The following is a 21,878-nucleotide window of genomic DNA, read 5'->3' on the forward strand; positions in this document are numbered from 1 at the left end:
ACGGGGTTATGGCTAAGGATCAGGCTTCGGCCAGCATGATCGAAGGGAATACCGAAGCCACGGGCGATGTCGGCCTGCGTGGCTTCAAGCCCAGCGTGCTGCGCGGCCCGATGGTCTTCAACGACGCCATTGAAATCGACACCGGCCGCCGCCTTGCGCCCTATTCCAACCCCTATGTCAACGCCTATGCCGCAAAGGCGCTGGGGGCTGATGCGCGCGATTACATCGCCTATGTCTGCGAACCGCAATTCACCCCGCGCAACCGGGTGGGGCCTGCCTATGCCGCGATCGACAATCCGGGCCTGCTGCGCCTGATCGGCTCCGGCATCGGTCGGATACCGGAACAGGGCATAAACCGCTTCGTGTTTATTTTTGAAAACACGCTGGGCAAGCCGCTTGTCGAAAACGACCAGAATCTGGCTCTCGGCATCAAATCCGAGCGCGTGATGGAGAAATTCGTGCGGCCCCTGATCGCCGTGCTCAAGGACCTGCGCGACAACGACATCGTCCATGGCGGCATCCGTGCGAGCAACCTGTTCGACGGCGGCAAGGAGAATTACGATCGCGTCACGCTGGGCGAGGGGTTGAGTCTTCCGCCTTCCATGGCTCAACCCGCGATCTACGAACCTATCGACCGCGCGCTGGCCCAGCCCACGGGCCGCGGCCTTGGGTCCAATCAGGACGATCTGTATTCTCTGGGCGTGACGCTGGCGATGATGCTGCGCTCCAAGGACCCAATGAAGGGGCGATCGGACGCCGAGATCACCCAGAACAAGATGCAGTACGGCACCTATGCCACGCTTCTGGGCACCGACGACCATTTCACCGGCGCGATTCTGGAGCTGCTGCGCGGCCTGTTATACGACGACCGCCACCAGCGATGGACGCTGGACGAGGTGCTGACCTGGCTGGACGGACGCAGGCTCAGCCCAAAACAGGCCAGCAAGAAACTGCGCGCCGCGCGCCCGCTGGAATTCGGCGGTAAAAGCTATTCCTATCCGGCGGCGCTGGCCCGCGACATGTTCACCCGTCAGGCCGAGGCGATGACCCTGATCGAAAGCGGCGAGCTTTATCAGTGGATCAACCGTTCGCTGGACGACGAACAGATGCTTGCGCGTTTTGAAAATGCCATGCGCTCTGCCGAGGATCAGGGGCGCAACGCCGCCTATGGCGATCGGCTGATCTCGCGCGTGGCCATCGCCCTCGATCCGGACGGGCCGATCCGTTACAAAAATCTTTCGATGACCGGCGAAGGGATCGCGACCGCGCTGGCCGAGGCGTTCGTCTCCAACAGGGACCTTGCAACCTATGCCGATATTTTTTCTGGCTCGCTGCTCTCCTTCTGGATGACGACGCTGACCGATCTTAATTACGACATGGCGAACTTCGTCAGCCGCTTTGATGCCGCGCGCAACTACGTCAAACAGCCGGGCATGGGTTTCGGCCTTGAACGCGTGCTTTATTTCCTCAATCCCGACGTGCATTGCCTTTCGCCGGTGGTGTGCCGATATTACGCCCGCACGCCCGAGGAGTTCGTGGCGGCGTGCGAAACCATCGCGACGGACGAGGCAAATCGCCCCCAGCGCCTGATGGATCGGCATTCCATCGCCTTCCTGTGCGTCAAGGACCGCAAGGTCGCCGAACCCTATCTTTTTGAGCTGCAATCAAACGAACCCTATCGCTATGCGTTGGGCACGCTGCAATGTCTGGCCGCGATCCAGCGTTATTACCGCATTCCCAATCTGAAAAACCTGACTCAATGGATGACGGATTTCGTCGAGCCGGTCTTCGAGCGTTTCCACGACCGCGATACCCGTCGTGAACTGCGCCGCAAGGTCGCGGATGCGCGTGATCGGGGTGATCTGCCGCGCCTGCTGTCCATACTCGACGATGCCGAATTGCTGCGTAACGATCTGGGTAATTTCCGGCGCGCAATGATGATGCACAAGGCGCTGGTGGCCGAACGCGATAATCTCAGGATGCATGTGAAGGAAAAATTCTATGGTCGGCGCGAAGGGCGCGAAATGTCGGTGGTGATCGCCGGCGTTGTCGCCGCGCTTTTGATGTTCGGCATCATCGTCATGTATTTGAACGGGGCACGCATCCTATGAGCGGCGGACTTGGCTGGCGTAAACATTTTCTGACCGTGGTGGGGTTGACCTGCGCGGTGCTGTTCGCTGCGTCGACGATCATTCTGGTCGCCGGGATGATGCCGACCCTGGCCGCCAATCTGGTCGACAAATCGCGCCAGAAAAGCCGTGCCATTTCAGTCGGTATGATGAATTTCGCGGGTTGCCTGCCCTTCCTGCTCGAACTCTGGATGGGGACCCAGCCCAATTCGCTCGACGCCGCGGTCGGCATCATCATGCAGCCCAAGACGGTGATCATCATCTACATCATGGCTGCGGCGGGTTATGCGATCGAATCCACGGTTACGGGCATGGTCGCAACCCTGAAACAGCAACAGGCACAGGCCCGCCTTCGTGAAATCGACAGGCAGTTGAAGGCGCTGGTTGAACGTTGGGATTATTACGTGGACGGGTCCGTCCCGCTCGACGATTTCGGCTTCCCCGAAGATCAGGACTAGGGTCAGGCGCTTGCGGGTGTCGGCGCGGCTTCTTGTGGCGTGGCGCGCCGCAAGGTGGGAAGCCAACCGGCCAACCGTCCGCGCGAAGCTTCGGGCACAGCTTTGGGCGTTGGGGTGCGTTCGATTATAAAACGGCCGACATCCCGCATCGACGTCAGGAATTGATCGCACAGCGCCTCGGTCCCGCCGGGTTGGCGCAGGATTTCTGCCCGCAGCACGGCATCCTTTGCCTGCGCGGTTGAAATCGTGCCGCGCGTGGCTAGTGTTTGCGCGCGCAATTGCAATTCATCGGCCAGCATCGCACCGTTGGCGGCGGCAAGCCTGACGCCGAAGGTCAACAGCCGCTCCAGATTTTCCGGGCGTCCGTCGGTGATGTCGGGCGAAGGGCCGCCTGCAAAAGGGCGCCCCGCCTCATCCACGATTGGCGTATCGATGCTGCGCAGGGCGGGCATGCCGGTTGCCGCCATGGACGGGCGGTTGAATCGGTTGCGCAATCCGATCAGGGATGGCGCCTTGGTCATGTCGGCGGCCGCGCGCACGATGGTGCCGGCCTCGGACACCACGCCACCCATGCCGCTGCGATCAAAACCCATGCGTTTTTCGTCCCCGATGCCCAGCATGATCAGGCGGGTGACGGTTTCGGGTGGTTTTGCGCGTTTGCCGAAGGTGGCGTTCAGGCCTTTGATCCGCGGCCATCTGCCCGCGGGTTCCGTTTTCAATCTTGCTGCACGGTTTTCGGCGCGCGTGTGCATGTCCTGCGCCAGCAGGGCCAGGGTCGGATACCCGAACGACCCGGTATCCATGAAATGCCGTTCGACCGACGGCACCTTGTAATACCCGATGACGCCGGGCATCGCGGTCGCGGCCTTGAGCGCGCTGGTGATGCGCGCCCCCCCGTGCAGGGACAGCCGCCCGTCGTCCTGCGCTTCGTGTTCGGCGGCGAAGCACAGATCAAGCCCTTCGCCGGGAAATGCCGCTTCATCGATATGGCCGAACACCGATGGACGCGCATCGTCCATGTTGTGTGCCAGCACGAAATTGCTTTTGGCGGTTTCGCGCATGCGCAAATCGCCGAAATGCTGCGTCAGGGATTGGCCAAGAATACCGTGATCGTACCGTGCCTTATCGTGCGAAGGGGTAAAACGCGCCTCAAGCTCGTTGGCAATCAGGCGCACCAGACGCGAATTGCCGCTGCCGCGCAGCAGGCCCGGAATGTCGCGGCGCACGTTGTTAAACATCACATGCCCCGGATCGCGCGCGAACATCACGGCGCTGGTCAAAAGCGTGTCTTCCAGAACCTGCCTTGCGGTGAAACGCGGGCTGCCATCGGCATTGGTCATGGCAAAGGCGGTTGACATGATTCCGCCTGCGGACATCCCCGTATTGTAATCGCTTAAGGCGAACATCGGGAGACCGGAGGCCTCCTCCATCAATGCGCAAACGACAAGCGGGACAAGGATCCGCACCCCAGCCGAGGGGAAAACCATCCCGGTAACAACCTGCGCCTGCGCCATTCGGATCCTTATGTCCGTGACTTTTTATTCTTATGGGGAAGTCTGGATGGATTCGTGGCCACCGTACAATCTGCAGCGCAACAAAAAAGCCCATGCTATGGGTATGTGAATTATTCGGCCGGTTTGCCGCGCAGGGCGCGCACCTTGCGCCGGATGGATTTGATGATGTCGGTCTGCTCGGTTTTTTGCGCCTGCCGCCGGTCGCGGTTGGAAACCAGAATGTGGCACATTTCCTCGAACGCGGCCTTATTGTCCTCGATCAGGATTTGCGCAAAGCGCGCCAGCCGCGTCATGTTTTCGGGTGTGGCGTCGTCTATGTCCATGCTGGGCAGTTCGTTCATGCCCGCATGCGCGACCAGCGACCCGTTGAAAAGATACAGGTTGCGCCCCATGTCGCGCCCGAACCCGTCCATCAGCGCGCTTTCCGACGCGTGGAAAAAGATGTTGATCAAGGGCAGGTGGTTGGCGGGATCGACGACGCCCAGCGAGCCGAACCGGTTCCATTCGTCCTTGTGGATCGGACGGTTGGTGATGCCGGTGCCAAGGCAGATCATCACCGGCTGGCTTTCCGGTGGGACGTGCTGCTTGATCGCGCCGTGCCAGGAAATACAAGGGTTGTCGAAAATCGACCCGTCGATGGCGTGAATCGCTCGCCATGACCCGTCATTGGGGTCGTAGGCGGAAAAATCGTGGCACGGGAAATAGGTCGGCGCCGCCGCCGATGCCATGACCGCGTCATACAGCGTGACGTCGTATGGCTTGTGCCCGGCGGGGTTGAATGCGGGCGCGCGGATGTGTTTAAGCCATACCGCCGCGCCGGCGTGCAGCGCCGCGCCGGTTTCGGCCACGGCGTGTGCGCTTGGGTCGTCTGGAGCGTTTTCACCGCCAAGGCTGTAACACGGCACGATCAGCGAGGTGACGCTGTCCCCCAGCTTGGCGTCGCCGTACAGCGCGTAAAGCGCGTTCGCAAGATTGCGTTCATTGTAATGCCCATGCCGCACCAGCCGCGAGAGAGTGGAGATTTTCATCGTCCGGTTGTTGAAATCGTGCAAAAGCCCGCGCAATTCGCGGAACCGGTCGCGCGGAAAGATCGATTCACCCTCGCGCTCGTAAAACCGGATCATGTGCCGCGCCTTGTATTGCGGCTCGCTCGGACGTCGGCGGTGCGGGCGGGTCAGCGCGGCGTTGAGGATCGCGCCGGTGGACGGCCCGGTGAACAGGTCGACCATCTGCGCCATGCCCAGCCCCGTGCGCTCCTCGATCGCGGCCATCAGATGCGCGGGGATCAGGCCGCGCATGCCGCCGCCATAGGTGAAAAGGGTGACGAACCTGTCTATCACACCTTTATTCTATAAAATTTTCAGTAAGTTGTAAGTGTTTGTTGATGATGCCGCGCAAAACTTTTTAACGATTTAAAAAGAAATGCGGTAACGCAAGCCGGCTACGCTCCCGAATTGAGGTTCTTCGATGAAGCGTTCGACGAATTTGCCGCCGTTCTTGATGATCACCGTTTGCGAGGCGAAGTTCTCGGGCGATGTCGTGATTTCGACATAGCGCAGGCCCGTCGCCGCCGCCTCGGCCAGAATCTGGCACAGGGCTTTGGTGGCGTAACCGCGCCCTTGTTTCCACGGCACCACGCTGTACCCGATATGGCCAAGGCAATGCGGCGGCAACGCCTCGGTGCCCTTTTGCCAGCGCAGGCCGATACTGCCGCAGAATTCCCCGTCCCACATCCATTTGCTGTACCCCGGCAGGCGCGGCACGGTGCTGCCGTCGGGAAGGGTGACCGGGGCGCCTTTGGCTTCGATGTCGGTCTTGCTGGCGGCATAGGCTGCCGGGTCGGCGTCCAGCCGCGCCAGTTCTTCCTGCGCCGCCTCGGGGCGTGTGTTATCGGGCGACCAGCCCCTGGCCAGCGCGGCGCGGCACGATTCGACATACGGCAATGCGGGTACGACCAGTTCCATTGAAAAACTTTATGCGGAAATCAGGTGCGACCACAAGTTTTCGGCGCTTTCGCTTAAGGTCGCCTGCCGTCGGATAATCAGGATGTCGAGGTCGAGCCGATACCGCTTTGGCAAGGCCGGGATCAGGAACCCGCCCTGCAGATCGTCCTCGATCAGGCTTTCGGGCAAAAACGCCATGCCGAAACCCGCCAGCGCCATCGCGCGCAGCACTTCCGACGACGGGCTTTCAAACACGGTGGCCAGCTTGCGCCGGTGGCTGGGCATGTCGTGGATCAACCCCTCGACACAACGGCCAAGGAACGACCCCGGCGCATAGGCCAGCAACCCTGTATCCTGACCGATCAGCCGCCGCGCGATGACCGGCACGATGCGGTCGCCGCCAAGCCGGATGGATTTCAGCCCGCTAGTATCGTTGAACGGCAGGAAATTGGGCGCGGCGTGGACACAGGCGAAATCGGCCAACCCCTCGCGCAGATCGGCGACGCATTGCTCGATCCGCTGCCCGGTCAACCGCACGCTTAAATCCGGCAAGGCGCGCACGCACCCCTTCCACCACATCGGAAAGAACGACACCGCCAGCGTGTGCGAGATCACGATGCGGATCGGGTTGGCCAGCGCCGAGGACGCGCTGCGCGTGTCTTCCACCGCCTTGGCCATGGTCCGGCTGATCTGTTCGGCATGCAGATGGAACCGCTGCCCCGCCGGGGTCAGGTCGACAGGCGTGACGCTGCGATCGAACAAAGGCGCGCCCACCCGGTCCTCGATCGCCATGATCCGGCGCGAAAATGCGGGCTGGGTCACATGGCGCAATTCTGCCGCCCGGCGGAAACTGCCGGTGCGCGCCAAAGCCAGAAAATCCTCGATCTCGGTGAACTCCATATCCTCACTCTACAACCGCCCGGTTTCCGGGCACCAGAGGCTTATGATGCATTTTTTGCATCGTCAATGACAACAAAGAAATTCCAAACCCGCGCCCGTCTGTGGAAACTGGGTCCACAGCAATGCACAGCGCACATACAACGAATGAATGGAAGGGCCCCAATGAGTACGCAAGTGAATACGCCGACCGACCGCCAGCCGACCACCGCACTTTCTGCCCTGCGTCGCGGGTTTAAAGGTGCAGCCACCGGCCGCCCCACGATACTGGAGGAAATCCACACGCCGGGCGGTCGCGTAACCTTGCGGCCCATGACTCTGGACGATTTCAACCGCGAATTCACGCCCAGCGCGACAAACGGCACGACAACCGGGGGCGCTTCCAACGCGCCGCGTCTGGTGGCGGCATGACCCTGACCTGCGCCATCGAACCGGCAACGGATCTGGAGCTGTATCTGGGCTATGCCCGGCCTGCCGGCGCCTATGCGGGCTTTGCCGAGATCAGGCGCAAAATCGCCGCTGCCGCGCCGCATTTCGATTTTGCCGCCGCCCTGACCGGCGAAAACGGACGTATCATGGCCGTGCGCGATGCGGCGCGCCGCGTCCGTGCGATGGCGGTGGTGGCGGGCCGGGCGCTGCGCCTGTATTACGCCGACGATCCTGCGGCGACCCGCGCCCTGATGCGCTTTATCGACGAACGGAGCGAAGGAAATGACCAGCCTGCACCAACTGCGTGACGCGATCGAACGCGCCCATGACGCGATGCTTTCAGGCGGCCCGGAATGGCAGCCGGACGCCGCTGCGCGCGATGCGGTCGAATCGGTCATTACCGCGCTTGATGACGGTAGCCTGCGCGCCGTGCGCCTTGCCGGTTCGGCGTGGGAAGGGAATGACTGGGTGCGCCGCGCGATCCTGCTTTATTTCCGGGCCAACCGCGCCGTGCCCATGCCGGGCGCGGGCGCGTCGATGGCCTTCGACAAAATTCCGCTAAAAACCGAAAACTGGGACGCGGCGCGGTTTCACGACGCGGGGTTTCGCATGGTGCCCGGCGCGATCGTCCGGCGCGGCGCCTATATCGGACGCAGTTGCGTGCTGATGCCGTGTTTCGTCAATATCGGCGCCCATGTCGGCGACGGCACGATGGTCGATACATGGGCCACTATCGGGTCTTGCGCCCAGATCGGCCGGAACGTCCATGTCTCCGGCGGTGCTGGAATCGGCGGCGTGCTGGAACCCGTGCAGGCGCGCCCGGTGATCGTCGGCGATCGCGCCTTTATCGGCGCGCGTTGCGAAATCGCCGAAGGCGTCGAGATCGGCGAGGGCGCGGTGATCGCCATGGGCACCTATATCTCCGCCTCGACCAAAATCGTCGACCGCGCAACTGGCGCGGTGACGTTGGGTCGCGTGCCGCCCTTTGCCGTGGTGGTGCCGGGCACTTTGCCGGCGCCAAACGGCGGCCCGGCGCTGGCCTGCGGCGTGATCGTAAAAACCGTCGATTCCCGCACCCGCGACAAAACCGGCATCAACGATCTCTTGCGCGCGGCCTGACCCGCCATGCCCGGTCCGTCATGATCGAAACCCGGACCTTCACGGGTGCCAAACCCGGCCCGACCCTGTTGATTCTGGGCGGGGTGCACGGCAACGAACCCTGCGGGGCGATGGCCGTGGAACGGCTGATGGCCGACTTGGACGGCGGACGCGTGGCGCTGGATTCCGGCATGTTGATCTGCGCCCCGCGCGTCAACCGCGCCGCGCTTGATCGCGACCTGCGTTTCATCGACGCGAATCTCAACCGTATTCTGGGCGCATACGATCCCGATACGGCCGAAGCCGCGTTGGTCCCCCCTTTGCGCGCGCTCTTGGAAAAATGCTACGCGCTGCTGGATTTGCATTCGTATTCGGCGGGCGGGCCGCCTTTCGTTTTCGCGGCCGATGACGCGGCGACCATGGGCTTTGCCCGAGCCATGCCCGCGGCGGCGATCATCACCGGATGGCAGCAAGCACAAGCCGCGGCGGACCCCGCCAATGCCGCGACCGCCGGCATGGGGACGACCGAATACGCGCGCGCCCGCGGCGCCTGCGCGATCACTTTTGAATGCGGCGGCCATGCCGACCCGGCTTCGCCTGAAAACGGATACCGCGCGGCGCGCGCGGCGCTTGCGCATTTCGCGCTTGCCGCGGACATACCGAATGAAACGAAACCGTCGCCGCCCGCGCATCTGGTTCTGGCGCATATCTTTTTCAGGCGCAAACCCGGTGCGCTTGCGCGCGCATGGCGGCATCTGGACCCGATACGGGCGGGCGAAACCTTCGCCCGACACGACGACGGCACGGTGCTGGCCGCGCCGATGGACGGCTTTGTCGTCCTTCCCGCGAAATCTGCGTCATTGGGCAGCGAATGGGGGTATCTGGCCGCAAAAAACATGGCCCAAAAAGAAACCGGACCTTGCGGTCCGGCGAGTTGAACAGGGAGGTTTCACGTCTGGGAGACGTAAAGCCGATGAAACATCGGCGAGGTCTGTGTAATGCTTCGTTGTGGGAGGAGCTAGAAAATAATATACAGGGCAGATATGCATAAAACGCATACCTCTGGCGATTTCCCATGTATCGCTTGTGGTTTTCAAAGCACCGAATGCGCCACTTCGTCGATCAGGAAGTCGCGCAAAACCTGAATTTTTGTGCTGTTGCGCCGTTCTTGCGGATAGACGAAGAAAATCGGCACTTCCGGTGCCGGGTATTGGTCGAGGATGATTTGTAAATTGGGGTTATCGCCAATCATGAAGTCCGGCAGACAGCCAATGCCGCATCCCCCGGCCACGGTGTTGTGGATCGCCTGCATCGCGTTCATCAACAAAACCTTTGGCGCGGTTTCCTTGTCCACCCCCGCCAACTGGAACAGCCAGTCGGTATGCTCGTGCGGGATGGGCACGCCGGCGGGATAGCCGACCAGCCAGTGTTTGCGCAAATCCGCGGCGGTCTTCGGCGTGCCGCTTTCGGCCAGATAGGATTTCGACGCGCATAAATGAAAGCGGATGGTCGCAAGCTTGCGCTTGATCAAATCCGGCTGGTCGGGTTCGTACAGGCGCAGCGCGGCATCGGCCTCGCGCATGCTCAGGTTGAACACGCGGTTGTCGAGCAGGAGCGTCAGGCACATTTTCGGATATTTGCGCCGGAACCGGTCGATGCGCGGCCCCATCCACGCCGAACCGATAAAGCCCGGCATGGTCAGCTTCAACGGGCCCTCCGGTGCCGATTTCGTGTCCGATATCCGGCCTTCCAGAAGCGCGAGCTTTTCAAACACGTCCTTCGTCGCCTTAAGCAGCAACTCGCCCTGTTCCGTCATCAAAAGCCCGCGCGCGTGGCGGTGGAACAAAGGCGCGCCCAGCTGTTCCTCCAGCGCGCCGATCTGGCGCGAGATCGCGGATTGCGAAAGGTTCAAAACCTCGCACGCGCGGGTAAAGCTGCCCGCCTCGGCGACGGCGTGGAATATGCGCAGCTTGTCCCAGTTAAGGTTCATGGACGGTCCTCAACGCTCCAGCAGCACGTAATACGCGTTGTAATCGTTGCCGCACTGGACGCAGGCAAAAGGCGCCGGCACGCGGAATGTGTTCGCGTCCATGGTGTTCGCGCCCGATGACGGGAACGTGCCGTCGAAACGCTTGGCGGTGTTATAGACGCATTCGCCACTGTCGGTGGGAATGCTGCCCGCCGGGTCGTATCCGGCCTTTTTGTTGTAGGCGCGGCACACCGCTTCCGAGATGTGCGGAAAGACGACCATCAGGTCCGGTGTTGCATCGTCGCCCACGCCGGGCGCGGCGGTCGAACCGGTGAATTCCCACTGGCTGCCGTCGCTGACATTGGCGGGCGGTGGCATGTACGAAACCCCGCCGCCCGCGATGTTGAACACCTCGGCCCGGGGATTGCTGTCGGGCGTGCCGTACCCCGTCAACTGGTCCGAAGCGAAGCTGATCTGCGTTTCGCTGTATCCGGCCCGCGTGATGTTTTCCGCCGCGCGTTTGAGGTTGAGCGCGAAACCCGCCAACTGGTCCGCCGCCAGGTCGGCCCGTTCGCGCGACATGGCATCGCCGCCGTTTTCGGTGCGTGTGATCGCATAGGTCAGCCCCGCGATCAGCGCGATCGCGATCAGGATCATAAACAGCACGTTCCCGCGTGACGCGCGTGCGTTTTTCAGTTTGGTGGAAAGCATCCGGCCCTCGCTGGTCTTAAGGGCCTAAATTGTCACGAACCGGGCGCGACGACAAGGCATGAGCCAAGATGGGCGCACGCGGCGTTGGCCGAGATTTCGTCATATCCCTGCAACCGAGCGCGGAAGATGACGCCGCCGCCGGTTGCCTGTGGCACGATCACCGGCTGGCCCTGCTGCTGCAAATGGGCGGGTAGGCGGGCCTGAGCGGTACGCAGCGCCTGATCGGTCATCGCCCGGCTTGGGAACGCGCCAACCTGTATCGACCATGCGCCGCCGCTGGCGGGCTGGATGCTGGAAATCCGGCTGGCGCCGCCGTTGGACACGATTTGCGAGGGCGCAACGCCTTTGGGCAGTTGCGAACGCGGAATGCGTAATTGCATGACCACGGGGGCGCGCTGTGCGCTGGCGGCGCGGGCATTGGTGCTGCGCAGGGCGGCAACGGCGGCGGCAGCCGCCGCCTGATTGGGACGCGCGACCGCGGCCGGTGTCTGCGACACGGCCAAAGCCGCCGGGCGCGGAGACGGGATCGGCGGAGCCATGCCGTCGCCCATGCCATCGTCCGTGCCCTGTTGCGCGACGCGGTCGATCATCGATTCCACGCGGGCGGAATCTTCCGGCGTGGTGGCAAGGCCTTCCTCAGCGCTGTCGGTTTCGTCGTCGGCGCTGGTCATCATCGCGGTTTCAACGCCGCGCGTATCCTCGTCCATCATCGGCGGGGGCAGGGGGATGGGCGCGATGGCCGCCGGAGCCGATGCGACGCGAATATTGCGCCCGCGGCGCCGGATCTCGGCGAAGCCTTCGTCCAGAAGCGCCACCATGTGCTCGTTGCGCGACCGCCATGTGCGGCCGCCGAACACCACGCCGACCAGCCGCCGCCCGTTCTGTTTGGCCGAGGCGACGAGGTTGAAACCGGAATCGTTGATATACCCGGTCTTGATGCCGTCCAGGCCGGGATACTCGCCCAGCAGACGGTTGTGGTTGACCAGCGTCTGGCCGCGGAACTCGAAATCGCGGACGCCGAAATAGTGATAGTAGTGCGGGAAGTCGCGCAACAGCGCGATCGCCAGCTTGGCCATGTCGCGCGCCGATGTCACCTGCCGGTCGTCGGGCAGGCCCGACGCGTTGTGGAAGCTGGTGCGCGACATGCCCAGATCATGCGCCTTGCGCGACATGCGGGCGCAAAACCGGCTTTCGTTGCCGCTCAGTTTTTCCGCGATGGCCGCCGCCACGTCGTTCGCGGATTTGGTGACCAACGCCTGGATCGCGTCCTCGACGTTCAGGCTTTGCCCGGCGGGAAGCCCCAGCTTGCTGGGCGCCATCGACGCCGCGTGCGACGAAATGACGATGCGGTCGTTCATGCGGATGCGCCCCGCGTCGATCGCCTCGAACAGCATGTAAAGCGTCATCATCTTGGTCAGCGATGCGGGGTGGCGAATCGAATCGGCCTGCCGCGCCATCAACACCTCGCCCGTTTGCGCGTCGACGACGATTGCCGCGTAAGGCTTGGTTTGCGTGGCTTTGGGGGCGACATGATGGGTTCTGGATTTCTTCTTCGTGGCGGCGTCGGCGTCACCGAATCCGGCAAGCAGAGTCGCAAGGACGGCCAGCGCCAGAACGAAAAAACGCGCAAAGGCGGACTTGTGCACAATCGTGGAAACGGATGGCGTTTTTAATTCCACGTTTACCTCTGGCGCTTTGGTTTCTGAGAGTTTGAAGAAGATGCTAACCACCACCAGTGTAAAAATTTTCACGACCGCTTGTCCATCTTTTTACACATCCACTCGACAGCATCACACATTTAGGTATCATTGTTGACTGTAATAGGAATTTGTCCTATTTTGTGCACTGCAACAATGGGGGTTTAACCATGAGTGATCTCATCCAGACCGTGTCTCTTCAGGCACTGGAAGGTATGAAACCGGCGGCTGCGGCCAAGCCGGCTAAGAAAAAACCGGCTGCTAAGAAGAAGCCGGCCAAAAAAGCGGCTAAAAAGCCTGCGGCTAAAAAAGCGGCCAAAAAGCCTGCTAAAAAAGCCGCGAAGAAACCGGCTAAAAAAGCGGCCAAAAAGCCCGCTAAAAAAGTCGCGAAGAAACCGGCTAAAAAAGTGGCTAAGAAGCCCGCTAAAAAAGCCGCGAAAAAAGTCGCTAAAAAACCGGCTAAAAAAGCCAAGAAAAAATAATCTCAACGGCGCTGAAGACTTGAACCTCTCCAGCGCCGTTGCCCACCTTGGTTGCAAATAAAGACTGGGTTGGAACAACGCGTGCTTACTTTTAAGGAGTGTTCAAAATGAAAGCGCAAATGAAGAATAACGCCTACTCCATGGACAAATTTGCCGAGTCCGGCATGAAACAGGTGGAGGATATGATGTCGATGGGCAAAGAATCCACCGACGCCATCATGAAAAGCGGGTCGATCTTCGCCAAAGGGGTCGAAGAGATGATGAAGGCCTGCATGTCGCGCGCCCAGTCCTGCGGCGAGAAAAACGCCAATGTCTGGAAATCCCTGATGGCGTGCAAGACCATCAACGAATTCGCGGAAGCGCAGAACCGTATCGCGCAGGAATCCTTCGAGGATGCTATGAACGCAACCGCGCAAATGTCTGAAATGTCTGTAAAAATGATGATGGACGCCTTCGAGCCGCTGAACAAGCAAATGTCCGCCGCCATGAAAAAGGCGAACGACTCCATCGCGGCCTGATCGCACCGGAACCCCGGTATTATCCTTGGGAAATGGCCCGCCTGTTCAGGCGGGCTTTTTCATGTGTGCGCAAAACGCCGGCGACTAGGCTATTTGAACTTGCGCCCCGTGGTGCGCAGGCGTAAAACCGGCGCGTTTCAGGAATTTCACCCCAAGGGAGCCCCCGCAATGTCGCCCGTCATGTCGATCGTCGCCAACCGTCTCGGCCGCATCAAACCCTCGCCCACCATCGCCGTGACCACCAAGGCGGCGGAACTCAAGGCGGCGGGTCGCGACGTCATCGGGCTGGGCGCGGGCGAGCCGGATTTCGATACGCCGGACCATATCAAGGCGGCGGGCATTGCCGCGATCGAACAGGGCAAGACCAAATACACCGCCGTCGATGGTACGCCCGAACTGAAAAAGGCGATCTGCGCCAAATTCGAACGTGAAAACGGCCTGAAATACGAACCCGCGCAGGTCAGCGTCGGCACCGGCGGCAAACAGGTGCTGTTCAACGCGTTGATGGCCTCTCTCAATCCGGGGGACGAAGTGATTATCCCCGCGCCCTATTGGGTCAGCTATCCCGATATGGTGTTGATGGCCGAAGGCACGCCGGTTTTCGTCGAATGCGCCGCCGGCCGCCAATTCAAATTACAGCCTGCCGACCTTGAAAAGGCGATCACGCCCAAAACCAAATGGCTGATCCTCAATTCTCCGTCTAACCCCACCGGCGCGGCCTACACGAAGGCCGAGCTCAAGGCGTTGACGGATGTGCTGCTCAAACACCCGCATGTCTGGGTGATGACCGACGACATGTACGAACATCTGGTCTATGACGGGTTCGAATTTACGACCGTGGCACAGGTCGAACCGAAACTTTACGACCGCACGCTGACGGTGAACGGCGTATCCAAGGCCTTCGCGATGACCGGCTGGCGCATCGGCTATGCCGCGGGCCCGAAGGAACTGATCAAGGCGATGGCCAGTGTCCAGTCGCATTCGACGTCCAACCCGTCCTCGATCTCGCAGGCGGCGGCGGTGGCGGCGCTGAACGGCGATCTGGGCTTCCTTAAGGAACGCAACGCCGTCTTCCGCGAACGCCGCGACCTGGTGGTCGAGATGCTCAACCGGGCCGATGGCATCACCTGCCACAAACCCGAAGGCGCGTTCTATGTCTATCCGTCCTGCGCGGGCTGTATCGGCAAGACGACGCCGGGGGGCAAGACGATCAAATCCGATGACGATTTCGTTACCTATCTGCTGGAGGAGGAAGGGGTCGCCGCCGTGCAGGGATCGGCCTTTGGCCTGTCGCCGCATTTCCGCATTTCCTACGCCACCTCGACCGAGGCGCTGCGCGAGGCCTGCACCCGCATCATCCGCGCCTGCGGCAAACTTTCCGGCAACAAGGCGGCAGCGTAAGGCATGAAGGCGAAATTCAACATCCTCTCCAGCCCCCGCGCGATGTATTACCGCCTGAAAGCGGGGGAGGCATTCGCCGTCGCGGTGGTCTCGGGCATTGCGGACTGGCAGATATCAAACGGGTTGGATGGATTTTTGCAGGGCTTGTACCAGCTTAGACCGGAAACGCTCTCAATAGCCTATTTGTCGGGCTTCTTTCTGATGGTCGCGTTTAAAAACCATCGCCGTTACACGGCAATTCGTGATTCTCAAACGAATGTGAGCTTCCCGGACGAGGTACCGGGCACCGATTTCGTGATGAGATATTTGAAAGAGGGTCGACGGTTCCACACTTCCAACGCGATCGGCACGGCTGCGGCGGCGATGCTTGTGGGCGGACGTGAGGTTTTTTCGCAATATTCGGGCGAAATCGCGCTGCTCATGGGCTTGCTGGGAACGGCCGTTTGGTCGGGCCGCCGGGCCTTGCTGCTGCGCGCTGCCCTGCTTGAAGCCAAAAAATATCAGGCTGCCGGGGCCCCGGCGGCGCAACTGGCGCCACCTTCCGCCACCCCGAAAATTTGACAGAAATAGGCGCGCTCCGCTACGCCATAATATCCATAAGGCAACGGAGCACCCCATGGCGCATGTTTCTGAGATTTATACCTACCCCCTGAAATCAGGTGCGGCGCAAAAGCATGCCGAAATCGCGCTGACCAATCGCGGTCTGCGCGACGACCGCAACTGGATGCTGGTCTGGGCCGAGGGGGAAAAAGCCCTGCATCATTTCACCCAGCGCGAACCCGGCGGCGAAAAACTGGCGCAGGTCCATACCCATCTTATACCCAGCCTTCAGGATGTGTTCACGGAAAGCGCCGCGCATTTCATCAGCGCGCATCATCTTCAGGTTGCCAACCCCAATCTGGATGAAAATCGCGTTGCCCGTACCGCCTTCGTGCATGGCAACCCGGTGTCGGTGCTGGATTCGGGGGACGATGCCGCCACGTGGTTTTCCGATCTTGTGGGCCAAAAGGTGCGTCTGGTGCGGTTCGATGAATCCCGCCGCCGTCATCTTGATAATGACCATTACGGAGCGATGGATACGACCGCGCTGGCTGATGGCGGCCCGGTGCTGGTGACCAGCACGTCGTCGTTCGACGCGTTGCGTCCGCATTTCAACAACGTCGCGGTCAAGATGGGCGATTTCCGGCCCAATATCGTGATCGACGGGCTGGACCCGTGGATCGAGGATTGGGTGCGCCTTGTTCGCATCGGCAACGCCGCATCGCTGGAACTGGTCAAACCCTGCACGCGCTGCTCCATCCCGACGATCAACCAGATCACCGGCGAACGTTATCCGGACGACCAGCCGACCAGGGCGCTGGTGGCCCAGCGTCGCGGCAAGGGCGGTGGCCTGCAGGGTGTGTTCTTCGGCCAGAACGCCGCAGTGGCCCATCAGGGTATCATCCGCGTCGGCGACAAAGTCGAGATCAAAATAAAACCCGCCCCGCACCCGGCGGTGGCAAACGCGCATTTGCGGTATATTCCGGCGTAATCCGGGTCGAGGCGATTATGCCCGGCGTTCCAGAACGTACATCGCGAAGGCCTTGAGGGTGGCCGCGCGCTGGTCGAACACGTGCAGGTGGCGGATGGCCTGATGCACCAGCATTTCCGCGCGCATCTTGGCCTGCTCATGGCCCAGCGTGGTGACGAAGGTCGATTTGCCCGATTGGGCGTCCTTGCCCTTTTCCTTGCCGGTTTCGGCGGGGTCGCCCTCGACGTCCAAGATGTCGTCGGTGACCTGAAAGGCGAGGCCGAGGTCGAAGGCATAGCTGCGCAGCGCCTTGCGTCGCGTTTCGTCGGCCTTGCCCAGAATCGCGCCGGCCTCGCACGCAAAGGACATCAGCATGCCGGTTTTCATGCGGTGCAGGCGGCTGATCTGACCGACGTCGAATTGAGCCTTTTCCCCGATCAGGTCCAGCATCTGCCCGCCGACCATGCCGGTCATGCCGGCCGAGCGTGCCAGCAACGTGATCAATTCACAGCGCACGCGCGGGTCTTCGTGCGTTTCCGGCTCGGCCAGAATTTCGAAGGCCAGCGTCAGCAACGCGTCACCCGCCAGAATCGCAGTCGCTTCGTCGAATTTCTTGTGCACCGAAGGTTTGCCGCGCCGCAGATCGGCGTCGTCCATCGCGGGCAGATCGTCATGCACCAGACTATAGGCGTGGACGAATTCAAGGGCCGCGCCCACGCGCTTGGCACGCAGATGGTCGACTCCGAACAGTTTCGCGCACTCGATCACCAGAAATGGACGGATGCGCTTGCCGCCTTCCAGCGTGGCGTAACGCATCGCTTCGTTCAGGCGGTTTTCCGGCTCATCCGATTCAGGGATCAGCGTGTTGACGGTGGTGTTGATGCCGGCGACGGTTTCGTCGAGTGCGCGTTGGAGTTCGGGGGAGGCTTCGCGGGGTGACGGCATGGGATTGGGCCTGCTTTTACTGGTCGGGGTTGAACGGGGTGGTGCCGTCCGGCTGGCCGTCGGCATTCAGGGTGATTTTTTCGACGCGCAGGCGGGCGGATTTAAGCCGCGCCTCGCAATGTGCGCGCAGCTTCATGCCGCGCTCATAGGCCTGAATCGAGTCTTCCAGCGGGATTTGACCGCTTTCCAGCGACTTGACGATGCCCTCCAGCGCACCCAGCGCATCCTCGAAGGACAGGGCGGCGACGGCATCGTCACTGAAATCTTGGCTTGTCTTGGGCATCGGGGCGAAAGCCTACCGCCAAACCCCCGTAACGGCAAGAATTAATGCCTGTTTACGCAGCCAAAGCGCCGATATGCGCCCGCGCGCAATCCGCCAGCGCCGCAAGATCATACCCGCCTTCCAGCAGCGAAACGATGCGCGGACAAATCGCGCGGATTTCCTGCGTCACCCACGCGAAATCCCCGGCTTCCAGCCGCATCCCGCCCAGCGGGTCGTCCTTGTGGGCGTCGAACCCGGCGGACAGGATAACCAGATCGGGCGCGAAATCGCGCAATCGCGGCAGGATGGCATCGGTATAGGCCGCGCGGAAAACGTCCGAACCCGTACCGGCGGGCAAGGGGACATCAAGGATGAAACCGCCCGCATCGCCCTCGACCGCCGGGTTGCCGGTGCCGGGATAGAACGGAAACTGGTGGGTGGAGGCGTAAAGTACGTCGCCCTTTTGGTGCCGGCGTACCAGATCGGCGGTGCCGTTGCCGTGATGCACGTCGAAATCGACGATGGCGACGCGCCGGCACCCCCGGCACCTGTGTGCGTCGATCGCGTGCCGCGCCGCGATATAGGCATTGGACAAAAGGCAAAACCCCATCGGGCGCAGCATCTCGGCATGGTGTCCGGGCGGGCGGATGGCACAGAATACGGCCCCGGCACGCCCGTCCAGCACCATGTCGACACCCTGAATCCCGGCCCCGGCAGCCAGCCGTGCGGCCTCCATCGAACCGGGCGACATCGTCGTGTCGGCGTCCAGCGCGACCAGCCCGCGCATCGGCACTTGCGCCTCCAGCGCCATCAGATAGGCGGGTGGATGCGCGCGCGTGATCTGTTCGTCCGTCGCGGACTGCGCGTCGATCACGGGAATATCGGGCAAATCGCGCGCAACCATGTCCATGATCGCGGCAATCCGCGCCGGTCGCTCGGGATGGCCGGGTCCGGTATCGTGCTTGACGAAGTCGGGATGGGTAATGATGATGACGCCCGTATGACGTTGCATAAAACGGCTTTCATTTTCGGGGTGACCGGACAGGACGGATCGTATCTGGCCGAACTGCTGCTGTCCAAGGGGTACCGCGTCCACGGTATGGTCCGCCGCACTTCGGTGGACAATCATGTGCGCATTCGCGGCCTTGACCTGACCTTGCACAATGGCGACATGGCCGATGCTGGGTCGATCTGGCGCGCGCTGGCCGCCGCGCAACCGGACGAGGTGTATAACCTTGCCGCGCAAAGCCATGTCCATGTCAGTTTCTCCGAACCCGAGCATACCGGCGATATCGACGCGCTGGGCTGCGTGCGGGTGATGGATGCGTTGCGCACCTTGAAACCGGATGCGAAATTCTATCAGGCTTCGACATCGGAGCTTTTCGGTCAGGGCGGCGGCCCGTTCGACGAAACCTCGCCGATGGTGCCCGCCAGTCCTTACGGCGCGGCCAAGTTTTATGCCTTTCACATGGTGCGCATTTACCGTGAATCCTATGGCTTGTTCGCCTGCAACGGCATTTTGTTCAACCATGAAAGCCCGCGCCGCGGCAGCAATTTCGTAACCGCCAAGATCGCGGCCTTTGCCCACAATGTGCGCAACGGAAGCTGGAATGGCGAACCGCTGGCGCTTGGCAACCTTGATGCGCGGCGCGATTGGGGCCACGCCCGCGATTACGTCGAGGGCATGTGGCGCATGTTGCAGCAGGGCAGGTCCGACGATTACGTGCTGGCCACCGGCACTGCATACAGTGTCCGCGATTTTGTCGATGCGGCCCTGCCTGACCTGGTCTGGTCTGGCGAAGCTGTGTCTGAAACCGCGCGCGATGCGAAGGGCCGCCTGATCGTCCGTGTCGATCCCGCCTTGTATCGTCCCCTCGATGTGCCTGCGCTGATCGGCGATGCCGGTAAAGCCCGGCGCGTTCTGGGCTGGACGCCGACAACCGCCTTTAAGGATCTGGTCGCAGAAATGGTCGAAGGCGAGGCCAGAAACCCGGCGCTCAGGCCGCTACGCGCAGGGCTGGCGCCGCTTTAGTATCGTGTCGGGGGCGGCGGGCCAACTCGGTATAGGCGTGGTTCCAGCGCACATAGGCAGACGGCGCAAGAAAGCGGATGTATCTGTGTTCGGACAAAAAACGCCTCAGGGACGCGGCATCATGCACGATCAGCGTCCCGCCATTAGATGTGGCAAAGCTTTGCGCATGGTAGGCTGTAGGCGTTTCATTCGGGTTGCGAAAAACACAGATCGGCGTTCCGCCCTCGGTGAAATCATGGCCGATGTCCGAATAAGCCATGAAAATCGATTTGAAATATGCCGATGCGGCCTTGGATACTGTCCCGAATGCGCTTCCAGATGTGTTCCCAGATGTGTTCATTGAAAAGCCTCTGTTTTTATGGTTATTTTTTATGGATTCCTAACAGGAAGCGACGATGAGGTTCAAGTACTGCGAATCGCACACGTGGATTGCCGGGTCACGCGGCATGGTGGGGGCTGCGCTGGCGCGCAGGCTGCCGAAAGCCATACCTGATCCATCGCGTGAGAATCTTGATCTAAGATGCAAGGTTGACGTAGAAAAATTCATTTTTAAAAATCGTCCTGAAATCATTTTTCTGGCGGCGGCGCGAGTCGGGGGCATCCTGGCCAACATGACCAGCCCCGCCGATTTCATCGCCGACAATTTGCAGATCCAGACCAACGTGATCACCGCCGCGGCGGAACTGGGCGTGAAGCGGCTGGTGTTTTTCGGCTCAAGCTGCATTTACCCCAAAGATGCGCCCCAGCCGATGCGCGAGCAGGATTTGATGTCCGGCCCGTTGGAGGAAACCAACCGCGCCTACGCGATGGCCAAGCTGGCGGGAATCGAGCTGGTCCGCGCGATGCGCCGGCAGTACGGGCTGGATTATATCAGCCTTTTGCCCTGCAACCTGTATGGCCCCGGCGATACTTATGATGCGCGGACCAGCCATGTCATTCCGGCCCTGATGCTCAAATTCCGCGAGGCGCTGGAAACCTGTGCGAAGTCGGTGACGATCTGGGGCACCGGCGCGCCGCTGCGCGAATTCATGCATGTCGACGATCTGGCGGACGCGGCGCTGCATCTGGCGGGTTGCTATCGCGACGTGGAACCGGTCAATGTCGGCACGGGGCGGGAGATCGGCATAAAAAATCTCGCCCATATGCTGGGCGAGATCGCGGGATTCAAGGGGACGATCGTCTATGACGGGTCGAAGCCGGACGGCGTGCCGCGCAAGCTGCTCGACGTTACTCGACTATCGGCGACATCTTGGATGCCCCGGATTGAGTTGCGGCAGGGGCTGGAGCAGGTGTGGACGCATTTTCTGCGGGCGCCTGCGGCGTGTCGCCCGTCGTCGAAGGTTTCGACGAAACGGCGGGCTTAGAATCAGCTTTCTCCTTGGTCGCCGCCTTTGCCGCCGCCAATGGGTCGTCGGACATACTGCCCGGTTGCTTGACGTTCACGTTTTTGGGCGCGCCGCTCATTCCTTTGGTGTCCGGGGCCTTTTTGGTGCCTGCCTTGCCCGCCGGTTTCGGCGTGTCCTCGGTGGCGCCACGGTTGTAATCAAGCTGCGCGCGGTTCAACTGGAAACCTACGGTGATGGTGTATTTGGGGCCCTGCGCGATATCGGGCAGCGGAATCGTCTGGGTGATTTTTTCCGCATGGTCCAGATCGTCGATCTGCGGCTTGAAACGCATGGCGGTGGCCAGAATTTTCTTGTCGATCATCTTGCCTGACGGATCCATGACCGCGACGAAATAGGGGAAGGTCATGAACGCTTCAAGGTCGCGGCGGCCTTCGTACCGGCCTTTGTCGGTGATGCGGCCTTTCATGATCATGTCGATGTCGACGATGACCCCGGTCGGGGTGTAATCGCACCCGCCTTTGATGTCGACCAGCGATG

The 21,878-nt window shown here is 61.4% G+C and carries 24 protein-coding genes; 13 read left to right on the forward strand and 11 right to left on the reverse strand.

The window, feature by feature from the left end; all coding sequences use genetic code 11:
• Window positions 1–8 precede the first annotated feature (8 nt).
• Both H6866_08125 and H6866_08130 read left to right on the forward strand, forming a co-directional pair.
• Complete coding sequence (locus H6866_08125; GenBank protein ID USO07375.1) at window positions 9–2,111, forward strand: serine/threonine protein kinase; 2,103 nt, start codon at window positions 9–11, stop codon at window positions 2,109–2,111.
• The gene (locus H6866_08130) at window positions 2,108–2,587 is read left to right on the forward strand and encodes a hypothetical protein (GenBank protein USO07376.1); all 480 of its coding nucleotides are present in this window, start codon (window positions 2,108–2,110) and stop codon (window positions 2,585–2,587) included. The genes H6866_08125 and H6866_08130 overlap by 4 nt, the downstream gene beginning before the upstream one ends.
• Before the next feature lie 2 nt (window positions 2,588–2,589).
• Here H6866_08130 and H6866_08135 read toward each other — a convergent pair whose 3' ends face one another.
• The 4 genes from H6866_08135 to H6866_08150 form a co-directional block, all read right to left on the reverse strand.
• The gene (locus H6866_08135) at window positions 2,590–3,945 is read right to left on the reverse strand and encodes a hypothetical protein (GenBank protein USO07377.1); all 1,356 of its coding nucleotides are present in this window, start codon (window positions 3,943–3,945) and stop codon (window positions 2,590–2,592) included.
• A gap of 266 nt (window positions 3,946–4,211) precedes the next feature.
• Entirely contained in the window at window positions 4,212–5,399 is a 1,188-nt protein-coding gene (locus H6866_08140; protein ID USO08636.1) for a patatin-like phospholipase family protein, read from the reverse strand.
• 114 nt (window positions 5,400–5,513) lie between these two features.
• On the reverse strand, window positions 5,514–6,065 hold the full coding sequence (locus tag H6866_08145) for a GNAT family N-acetyltransferase (protein ID USO07378.1): 552 nt from the start codon (window positions 6,063–6,065) through the stop codon (window positions 5,514–5,516).
• 9 nt (window positions 6,066–6,074) lie between these two features.
• A complete protein-coding gene (locus tag H6866_08150) occupies window positions 6,075–6,944 on the reverse strand; it encodes a LysR family transcriptional regulator (protein USO07379.1) in 870 nt (289 codons plus the stop codon).
• A 162-nt stretch (window positions 6,945–7,106) separates the two neighbouring features.
• On the opposite strand from H6866_08150, the gene H6866_08155 reads away from it, so the two are divergent.
• The 4 genes from H6866_08155 to H6866_08170 are packed head-to-tail and all read left to right on the forward strand — an operon-like array spanning window position 7,107 to window position 9,406.
• Entirely contained in the window at window positions 7,107–7,352 is a 246-nt protein-coding gene (locus tag H6866_08155) for a hypothetical protein (protein ID USO07380.1), read from the forward strand.
• The gene (locus tag H6866_08160) at window positions 7,349–7,678 is read left to right on the forward strand and encodes a hypothetical protein (protein USO07381.1); all 330 of its coding nucleotides are present in this window, start codon (window positions 7,349–7,351) and stop codon (window positions 7,676–7,678) included. The genes H6866_08155 and H6866_08160 overlap by 4 nt, the downstream gene beginning before the upstream one ends.
• Entirely contained in the window at window positions 7,653–8,489 is an 837-nt protein-coding gene (locus H6866_08165) for a 2,3,4,5-tetrahydropyridine-2,6-dicarboxylate N-succinyltransferase (protein ID USO07382.1), read from the forward strand. The genes H6866_08160 and H6866_08165 overlap by 26 nt, the downstream gene beginning before the upstream one ends.
• Window positions 8,490–8,509: 20 nt before the next feature.
• Window positions 8,510–9,406: a succinylglutamate desuccinylase/aspartoacylase family protein gene (locus tag H6866_08170; GenBank protein ID USO07383.1), complete on the forward strand. Its 897-nt coding sequence runs from the start codon at window positions 8,510–8,512 to the stop codon at window positions 9,404–9,406.
• A gap of 155 nt (window positions 9,407–9,561) precedes the next feature.
• Here the strand turns inward: H6866_08170 and H6866_08175 are convergent, their stop codons facing one another.
• From H6866_08175 to H6866_08185, 3 genes are read right to left on the reverse strand one after another with little or no spacing between them, the layout of a single operon-like run.
• Window positions 9,562–10,458: a LysR family transcriptional regulator gene (locus H6866_08175; protein ID USO07384.1), complete on the reverse strand. Its 897-nt coding sequence runs from the start codon at window positions 10,456–10,458 to the stop codon at window positions 9,562–9,564.
• A gap of 9 nt (window positions 10,459–10,467) precedes the next feature.
• Window positions 10,468–11,148, reverse strand: a complete 681-nt coding sequence (locus tag H6866_08180; protein ID USO07385.1) for a hypothetical protein — start codon at window positions 11,146–11,148, stop codon at window positions 10,468–10,470.
• A 32-nt stretch (window positions 11,149–11,180) separates the two neighbouring features.
• Window positions 11,181–12,899, reverse strand: a complete 1,719-nt coding sequence (locus H6866_08185; protein ID USO07386.1) for a D-alanyl-D-alanine carboxypeptidase — start codon at window positions 12,897–12,899, stop codon at window positions 11,181–11,183.
• Between the two features lie 116 nt (window positions 12,900–13,015).
• Here H6866_08185 and H6866_08190 point away from each other — a divergent pair, with 116 nt between their 5' ends.
• The 5 genes from H6866_08190 (at window position 13,016) to H6866_08210 (ending at window position 16,777) form a co-directional block, all read left to right on the forward strand.
• Window positions 13,016–13,327: a hypothetical protein gene (locus tag H6866_08190; protein ID USO07387.1), complete on the forward strand. Its 312-nt coding sequence runs from the start codon at window positions 13,016–13,018 to the stop codon at window positions 13,325–13,327.
• Between the two features lie 107 nt (window positions 13,328–13,434).
• Window positions 13,435–13,845, forward strand: a complete 411-nt coding sequence (locus H6866_08195) for a phasin family protein (protein ID USO07388.1) — start codon at window positions 13,435–13,437, stop codon at window positions 13,843–13,845.
• Between the two features lie 180 nt (window positions 13,846–14,025).
• A complete protein-coding gene (locus tag H6866_08200) occupies window positions 14,026–15,246 on the forward strand; it encodes a pyridoxal phosphate-dependent aminotransferase (protein ID USO08637.1) in 1,221 nt (406 codons plus the stop codon).
• A gap of 42 nt (window positions 15,247–15,288) precedes the next feature.
• Window positions 15,289–15,807, forward strand: a complete 519-nt coding sequence (locus tag H6866_08205) for a hypothetical protein (GenBank protein USO07389.1) — start codon at window positions 15,289–15,291, stop codon at window positions 15,805–15,807.
• Between the two features lie 55 nt (window positions 15,808–15,862).
• The gene (locus H6866_08210; protein ID USO07390.1) at window positions 15,863–16,777 is read left to right on the forward strand and encodes an MOSC domain-containing protein; all 915 of its coding nucleotides are present in this window, start codon (window positions 15,863–15,865) and stop codon (window positions 16,775–16,777) included.
• Between the two features lie 15 nt (window positions 16,778–16,792).
• Here the strand turns inward: H6866_08210 and H6866_08215 are convergent, their stop codons facing one another.
• From H6866_08215 to H6866_08225, 3 genes are read right to left on the reverse strand one after another with little or no spacing between them, the layout of a single operon-like run.
• Complete coding sequence (locus H6866_08215; protein USO07391.1) at window positions 16,793–17,701, reverse strand: polyprenyl synthetase family protein; 909 nt, start codon at window positions 17,699–17,701, stop codon at window positions 16,793–16,795.
• A gap of 16 nt (window positions 17,702–17,717) precedes the next feature.
• Window positions 17,718–17,984: an exodeoxyribonuclease VII small subunit gene (locus H6866_08220; GenBank protein USO07392.1), complete on the reverse strand. Its 267-nt coding sequence runs from the start codon at window positions 17,982–17,984 to the stop codon at window positions 17,718–17,720.
• A 52-nt stretch (window positions 17,985–18,036) separates the two neighbouring features.
• The gene (locus tag H6866_08225; protein USO07393.1) at window positions 18,037–18,975 is read right to left on the reverse strand and encodes a histone deacetylase family protein; all 939 of its coding nucleotides are present in this window, start codon (window positions 18,973–18,975) and stop codon (window positions 18,037–18,039) included.
• Between H6866_08225 and H6866_08230 the strand changes: the two genes are divergently transcribed.
• Window positions 18,970–19,995, forward strand: coding sequence for a GDP-mannose 4,6-dehydratase (locus tag H6866_08230; protein USO08638.1), 1,026 nt, complete (start codon window positions 18,970–18,972; stop codon window positions 19,993–19,995). The two genes, H6866_08225 and H6866_08230, sit on opposite strands and share 6 nt — an antisense overlap.
• Here H6866_08230 and H6866_08235 read toward each other — a convergent pair.
• Window positions 19,961–20,254 carry a hypothetical protein gene (locus H6866_08235; protein ID USO07394.1) on the reverse strand — a complete coding sequence of 98 codons (294 nt, stop codon included), beginning with the start codon at window positions 20,252–20,254 and terminating at the stop codon, window positions 19,961–19,963. The two genes, H6866_08230 and H6866_08235, sit on opposite strands and share 35 nt — an antisense overlap.
• A gap of 136 nt (window positions 20,255–20,390) precedes the next feature.
• Here H6866_08235 and H6866_08240 point away from each other — a divergent pair, with 136 nt between their 5' ends.
• Window positions 20,391–21,359, forward strand: a complete 969-nt coding sequence (locus H6866_08240) for a GDP-L-fucose synthase (GenBank protein ID USO07395.1) — start codon at window positions 20,391–20,393, stop codon at window positions 21,357–21,359.
• Window positions 21,360–21,878: the final 519 nt, after the last annotated feature.

Source organism: Rhodospirillales bacterium (assembly GCA_023898805.1).
Classification (GTDB): domain Bacteria; phylum Pseudomonadota; class Alphaproteobacteria; order Micavibrionales; family UBA1664; genus UBA6145.